Consider the following 6,535-nt stretch of genomic DNA (forward strand, 5'->3'; position numbering starts at 1 on the left):
CATGGGATCGCACACTCGGGCGATCCCGTTCCCCGCCGCGGGGGAACGCTCACGGGTTCCTCTTCGCCAGTACGGAGGTGTCTTGACGCGAACCGGCCTCTCACCGGCCAAGAAAGCACTGCTCGCCCAGCGACTGGGCGGCCGCGTCGTCACGGCGGCGATTCCGCCGCGCCCTTCCGGAGCGGTGCCCCCGCTCTCCCCGGCGCAGGAACGGCTCTGGTTCCTGGAGCAGTACGCCCCCGGTACCTCCGCCTACACCGTGGCCTTCGCGGCCACGCTGGAGGGGGAGATCGACGCCGAGGCACTCGCCCGAGCGCTGACCGAGGTGGCCCTCCGGCACGAGAGCCTGCGCACCCGGCTGGTCACCACCCCCGACGGCGGTCCCGCGGTCGTCGTCGACGACGCGCCCGCGGTCGTGCTGCGGACCGCCGGCGACCTCGCGGAGATCGATGAGGAGCTGGCCAGGCCCTTCGACCTCGCCGCGGGCCCGCCGCTGCGGGCGCTCCTGGTCGGGCTTGGACCGTTCGAGCACGTACTGCTGCTCACCATGCACCACGCGATGACCGACGGCTGGTCGTGCGACATCGTCATGGAGGAACTCCTCACCCTGCACGCCGCGTACCGTGCGGACCACGACCCGGAGCTGCCGCCGGTGCCGGTGAGCTACGGCGACTACGCGCACTGGCAGCGGGAGCGCGACCACGCCGAGGAGATCCGCTACTGGCGGCGGCGTCTGGACGGGCTGCCCCCGCTGGAGCTCCCCGCCGACCGTCCGCGCCCTGCCGAGCAGAGCTGGGAGGGCGCCGCCTGTGGCGTGGCCCTGGACGCCGAGCTCAGTGCGGCGGTCGCCGCGCTGGGCCGCGCCCACGGCGCCACCCCGTACATGATCCTGCTCGCCGCCTTCGAGGTGCTGCTCTCGCGCTACTCGCGGCAGTACGACTTCGCGGTCGGCTCGCCCGTCTCCGGGCGGGACCTGCCCGAGCTGGAGCGGGTGGTCGGCGTGTTCGTCAACTCGCTGCCGATGCGCGCGGACCTGTCCGGCGACCCCACGTTCGCCGAACTGCTGGCCAGGGTCAGGGAGACGGCGCTGGACGCCTACGCCCACCAGGAGCTCCCCTTCGACCGGCTCGTCAGCGAGCTGGGCGTGGAGAGGGACGTCAGCAGGTCACCGGTGTTCCAGGTGATGTTCGCCCTGCAGAACTACCGCTCCAGGCCGCTGGACACCCCGGGCCTGACCATGACCCCCTACCCGGTGAAGGCCACGGCCAGCCGGTTCGACCTGGCCCTCTACCTGTTCGAGACCCCCCACGGGCTCGCCGGCCACCTCACCTACAGCACCGCGCTGTTCGACCCCGGCACCGTCGCGCGGATGGCGGCGTGCTTCGAGAACCTGATGAGGTCGATCGTCGCCGACCCCGGCGCGCCGATCTCCGAGCTCGAGATCCTCCCGCCGGACGAGCGCCGCCGGGTCCTGGCACTCGGCGAGTCCACCCCCGTGACCCCCTTCGGCACCGGGCTGCTGCACGAGGCCGTGTCCGAGCGGGCCCGGCTCACCCCGGACGCCGTCGCGGTCGTGGCGGGCGACACCTCGCTCAGCTACGCGGAGCTCCAGGGGCGGGCGGAGCGGCTCGCGCGCCTGCTGCGGCGGGCCGGCGTGGGCCGCGGCGACCGGGTCGCCGTCTTCCTGGAGCAGTCGGCGGACACGGCCGTCGCGGTGCTCGGCGTGCTCAAGGCGGGCGCCGCCTATCTCCCGCTGGAGCCCGACCATCCCGGTGACCGGATCGCCTACGTGCTCTCCGACGCCGGGGCGCGGGTGGCCGTGACCGCGCCCGACCTCCGTGACCGCCTGCCGGAGGGGCTGCCCACGGTCGAAGTCCCCGCCTCGGGCGACCCGGAAGGCGCCGAGGACTCCGACGGGCAGGACGCCGGGCCGGTGGAGAGCGGCGTGACCCCCGACGACCTGGCGTACGTCATCTACACCTCGGGGACCACCGGGCGGCCCAAGGGCGTGGCCGTGCAGCACCGGCAGGTCATGGTCTATCTCGCCGGGGTGCGGGAGCGGCTGGAGATCGAGCCGGGCGGGGTGTTCGGACTGCTCCAGTCGCTCGCCTTCGACTTCGGGGTGACGATCTTCTACCTGTGCCTGATGACCGGGGGCGCGCTGCACCTCATCCCCCCGCGCACGACCGCACCGGAACTGGCGGCCTACTTCCGCAGGCACGGCGTCGACTATCTCAAGATCACCCCATCCCACCTGGCGGCGCTGCTCGCCGACGCGACCCCGGACGAGCTGCTTCCCGGCAAGCTACTGATCCTCGGCGGCGAGGCGGCACCGCGCGCCTGGGCCGCGGAGCTCGCGGCGGCCGGGCGGTGCCGGGTGATCAACCACTACGGCCCCACCGAGGCCACCGTCGGTGTCACCACCTACTCCGTCGAGCCCGGCACCGCTTCCGGAGTCGTGCTGAACGGCGCCGCCCCCCGGGCCGCCTCGGGGGCCGCTCCGGGGGCAGGGACGGCGCTGCCCATCGGATCGCCCATGCCCGGGGCGCTGGTACACGTGCTCGACGACAACCTGCGGCCGGTCCCGGCCGGGGTTCCCGGCGAGCTCTACCTGGGCGGCGACCGCCTGGCCCGCGGCTACCTGGGCCGTCCCGGGCTGACCGCCGACCGCTTCCTGCCCGACCCGTACGGCGCCCCCGGTGCCCGGATGTACCGCAGCGGCGACCTCGGCCGCTGGCTGCCCGGCGGGGAACTGGAGTTCCTCGGCCGGCGTGACCTGCAGGTGAAGGTCCGCGGCTACCGGGTGGAACCGGCGGAGGTGGAGGCGGTGCTCTCCGAGCATCCGGGGGTGACGGGCGCCGTCGTGGAGCTGAGAGGCGGGCGCCTGGTCGCCTACCTGGTCGGACAGGCCGGCCCGGCTGCCCCGGAGGCCGCCGAGATGCGGTCCTGGCTGGCCGAGCGGCTCCCCGACTACATGATCCCGGCCCGCTACGTGTGGCTGGACGAGCTGCCGCTGAAATCCCACGGCAAGGTCGACAGGTCGAAGCTGCCGGATCCCGCCGCCGAGGTCTCGGCCGCGGGGTTCGTGCCGCCGGAGACCGCGCTGGAGGAGACGGTCGCCGGGATCTGGGCCGAGATCCTGGAGGTGGAGCGGGTCGGCGCGCTCGACGACTTCTTCGACCTGGGCGGCCACTCGCTGCTCGCCATGCGGGTGATCGCCCGGCTGCGCGCGCAGGTCCCCGAGCGGGCGGTGACCGTGCTGGAGCTGTTCAAGAACCGCACGGTCAGGGAACTGGCCCGGCTGCTGGAGACCGGCGGCGACGGCGGGCGAGAGCTGCTGCACCGGCTCACCCCGTCCCGCGCCGCCAAGGCCACCATGGTCTGCGTGCCGTTCGGCGGCGGCAGCGCCGTCGTCTACCAGCCGCTGGCCGACGCGCTGCCCGCCGACTGGGCGCTGTACTCGGTCGCGGTCCCGGGGCACGAGCTCGGCGAGCGGTCGCGGCCGTTCGACGAGGTCGCCCGCGAGTGTGCCGAGGAGATCCTCGCCGGGGTGCGCGGGCCGCTGGTGCTCTACGGGCACTGCGGGCTCGGCGTCATGCTGATCGTGGAGATCGCCCGGCACCTGGAGGCGGCGGGCCGCCCGGTCGACGCGATCTACCTCGGCGGCGTGTTCCCCTTCGCCCGCCCAGGGCGCGGCCTGGGCTGGCTCGGCACCCTGCTGGACCGGATGACCAGCGACCAGGGCAGGATCAACGCGCTCTCCGCGGCGGGGCTCGACGTCGAGGAGTTCGAGCGTGACCAGCTCAGACTGATCATCGAGAACCGCCGCCAGGGCACCCGCATGGCGGAGCGCTACTTCACCCGGCTGTTCGAGGAGGAGGAGGCCCGGCCCTTCGCGGCACCGGTCATCGCGGTGGTGGGGGAGCGGGACCCGGCGACCGAGTTCTACCAGGAGCGCTACCGCGAGTGGCTGCGCCTGTCCGGCACCGCCGCCTGCGTGGTGCTGGACGAGGCCGGGCACTTCTTCGTGAAGTACCGGGCGCGGGAACTGGCCGACATCCTCACCGGTACCCACCTGGCCCTGGCCCGGGGACGGACCGCGCCGCTGGAGCGCACCGAGGACTCCACCTGGTGGCTCCAGGGCGTCTCCGGCGAGCCCTGCCGCTCCGACTCGCCCCCCGCCCCCGCCGCCGCACTCGTCCCCGTGCCCGAGTCCGGCGCCGCGGAGGGCTCCGACGGCGCCACACGGACCGGCGGCCGGGCCGACCTCCGGATAGCCGGCCCCGACGAGCCCGGCACCGGCACTGTCACCGGCACTGTCACCGGCACCGCCACCGGCGGGCCTCCGCCCGGCATGCGGCGGTTCCTGCTGGTCTCGGTGGGGCAGCTGGTCTCGATCACCGGGTCCGCGCTGACCGAGTTCGCCATCCCGATCTGGATCTACCTGACCACCGGGTCGCTGGCCAGGTTCGCGCTGTTCGCGGTGCTGGGACTGGTGCCCGGCATGCTGGTGGCGCCGCTCGCCGGAGCGATCGTGGACCGTTACGACCGGCGCAGGGTCATGCTGTGCGGGGACATCGGCGCCGGGGGCACGCAGCTCGCGCTGGGCGTGCTGCTCTGGACCGGAAATCTGCAGATCTGGCACATATATCCGTTGCTCGTCTGCCTGTCGATCGCGCTGACCTTCCAGCGGTTCGCCTACGGTTCGGCGATCCCGCAGCTGGTCCCCAAGCGGTTCCTCGGCCACGCCAACGGCGTCGTCCAGATGGCCACGGGCACCGCCCAGCTCGTCGTGCCGCTGATCGCGACCGGGCTGATGGCCACGATCGGGCTGGAGGGCATCCTCATCATCGACGTCGCCAGCTACCTGGTCGCCACGCTGGTCCTGCTGTTCGTCCGCTTCCCGACCGCCATGCCCTGGCGCCGCAGGGAGAGCGTCCTGGCCGAGATGGCGAACGGCATCCGCCACTCGTGGGGCAACCCCGGCTTCCGCGGCATGCTCGTGTTCTTCGCGGTGCTCAACGTCTTCCTGTCGCCGCTCTTCCTGATGATCTCCCCACTGGTCCTGTCGTTCGCGACGCTCGACGACGTCGGCAGGGTCGCGTTCGCGGGAGGGCTCGGGGTCTTCCTCGGCGGCCTGCTGATGACCGTCTGGGGCGGGCCCCGCAGGCGGCGCCTGTACGGGGTGCTGCTCGCCACGCTCGCCCTGGCGGTGTTCTGCGTGCTCACCGGATTCCAGCAGAACCTCGCCCTGATCGCGGTCGGCTCGTTCGGCATGTCGTTCTGCCTGACCCTGCTGAACGGCGTCTACGCCACGATCATCCAGGTCAAGGTGGCACAGCGGTTCCACGGCCGGGTCATCGCGCTCAACACCCTCGTCGCCTGGTCCACCCTGCCGATCGGCTTCGGCCTGGTCGCGCCGTACGGCAGCGCCCTGTTCGAGCCGCTGCTCGCCCCCGAAGGCCCGCTGGCCGGCACCGTCGGCCTGCTGATCGGCACCGGCGAGGGCCGCGGCATCGGTTTCATGTACGCCTGCTTCGGGCTGGCCATCGCCGTCATCGCGCTCGTCGCCATGCGCGTGCGGGTGCTGGCCCGCTTCGACGCCGACGTACCCGACGCGCTCCCCGACGACCTGGTCGGTTTCGAGGCTCTGCGGAGCCGTACCCGCAAGAAAGAGGAGGTTGGGTCATGAGTTTCCTGGTGGTGCTCAACGACGAGGAGCAGTACTCGATCTGGCCGGCGGGCAGGGAGCTGCCCGCCGGTTGGCGGGCCGAGGGTTTCGAGGGGGACAGGGAGGGCTGCCTCGCCCACATCGACGAGGTGTGGACGGACATGCGCCCGCTCAGCGCGCGGGGGGAGGTGGCATGACCGGCCCGCTGGCCTCCAGGATCGCCGGGATGATCTCCGTTGCCTGCGACGGGCGGCTCACCGCCGACGAGATCGCCGGCTCCGACACCTCCCTGTCCGCGCTGGGCGTCACCTCGCTGGCGCTGCTCCGGCTCATCGACGCCGTCGAGGACGAGTTCGACGTCGCCCTCGACCTCGGCGGGGGCGCCGCCTACCTCGACAGCTTCCCGCTGCTGGTCGGTTATGTGAGCGAGCGGACCTCGTGAGCCCGGAGACCGTGCCGCAGATGCTCGCGCTCCGCGCCGAGCAGGACCCCGAGCGGGAGGCGGTGATCGTCGAGGGCGTCACGTCGATGACGTTCGGCGAGTGGGACCGGCGCTCGGACGACGTCGCGCACGGGCTGCTCGACCGCGGCGTGCGGCGGGGCGACCGGATCGGGCTGCTCTTCGGGAGCCGGGACTGGGCCGACTTCGCCGTCGCCTACTGCGCGGTCCAGAAGACCGGCGCCGTCGCCGTGCCGCTCTCCGACCGGCTCGCGCCCGCCGAGGTACGGCACATGCTGGAACACTGCTCGGCCTCTGCCCTGCTGTGCGGGCGCGACCTCACCCCGCCGGAAGGCGACCGCTGGAGCGCGGCCGTCGCGGAGCTGGAGGGTGGGACGGCGGGGCCGCCCGGAGTGCGGGTCGAG

The 6,535-nt window shown here is 73.1% G+C and carries 4 protein-coding genes; all 4 read left to right on the forward strand.

Annotation, left to right across the window (positions count from 1 at the left end; translation table 11 throughout):
• Nucleotides 1-82 precede the first annotated feature (82 nt).
• Nucleotides 83-5,692, forward strand: a complete 5,610-nt coding sequence (locus tag ABZ260_RS14650; protein WP_355616921.1) for an amino acid adenylation domain-containing protein — start codon at nt 83-85, stop codon at nt 5,690-5,692.
• A complete protein-coding gene (locus tag ABZ260_RS14655) occupies nt 5,689-5,868 on the forward strand; it encodes an MbtH family NRPS accessory protein (protein WP_350923638.1) in 180 nt (59 codons plus the stop codon). Before ABZ260_RS14650 ends, ABZ260_RS14655 begins: the two co-directional genes overlap by 4 nt.
• Nucleotides 5,865-6,113 carry an acyl carrier protein gene (locus ABZ260_RS14660; protein WP_355616923.1) on the forward strand — a complete coding sequence of 83 codons (249 nt, stop codon included), beginning with the start codon at nt 5,865-5,867 and terminating at the stop codon, nt 6,111-6,113. Before ABZ260_RS14655 ends, ABZ260_RS14660 begins: the two co-directional genes overlap by 4 nt.
• Nucleotides 6,110-6,535, forward strand: a 426-nt coding sequence (locus ABZ260_RS14665) for an AMP-binding protein (RefSeq protein WP_355616925.1), incomplete at its 3' end; no start/stop codon positions are given. The genes ABZ260_RS14660 and ABZ260_RS14665, both read left to right, overlap by 4 nt.

This window comes from Streptosporangium sp. NPDC006013, assembly GCF_040614275.1.
In the GTDB taxonomy this organism is placed as follows: domain Bacteria; phylum Actinomycetota; class Actinomycetes; order Streptosporangiales; family Streptosporangiaceae; genus Streptosporangium.

Excerpts from the sequence above, each read along its gene's own strand:
- ABZ260_RS14660 (WP_355616923.1), top strand. The coding sequence starts at position 5,865 with ATGACCGGCCCGCTGGCCTCCAGGATCGCCGGGATGATCTCCGTTGCC.
- ABZ260_RS14655 (WP_350923638.1), top strand. The coding sequence starts at position 5,689 with ATGAGTTTCCTGGTGGTGCTCAACGACGAGGAGCAGTACTCGATCTGG.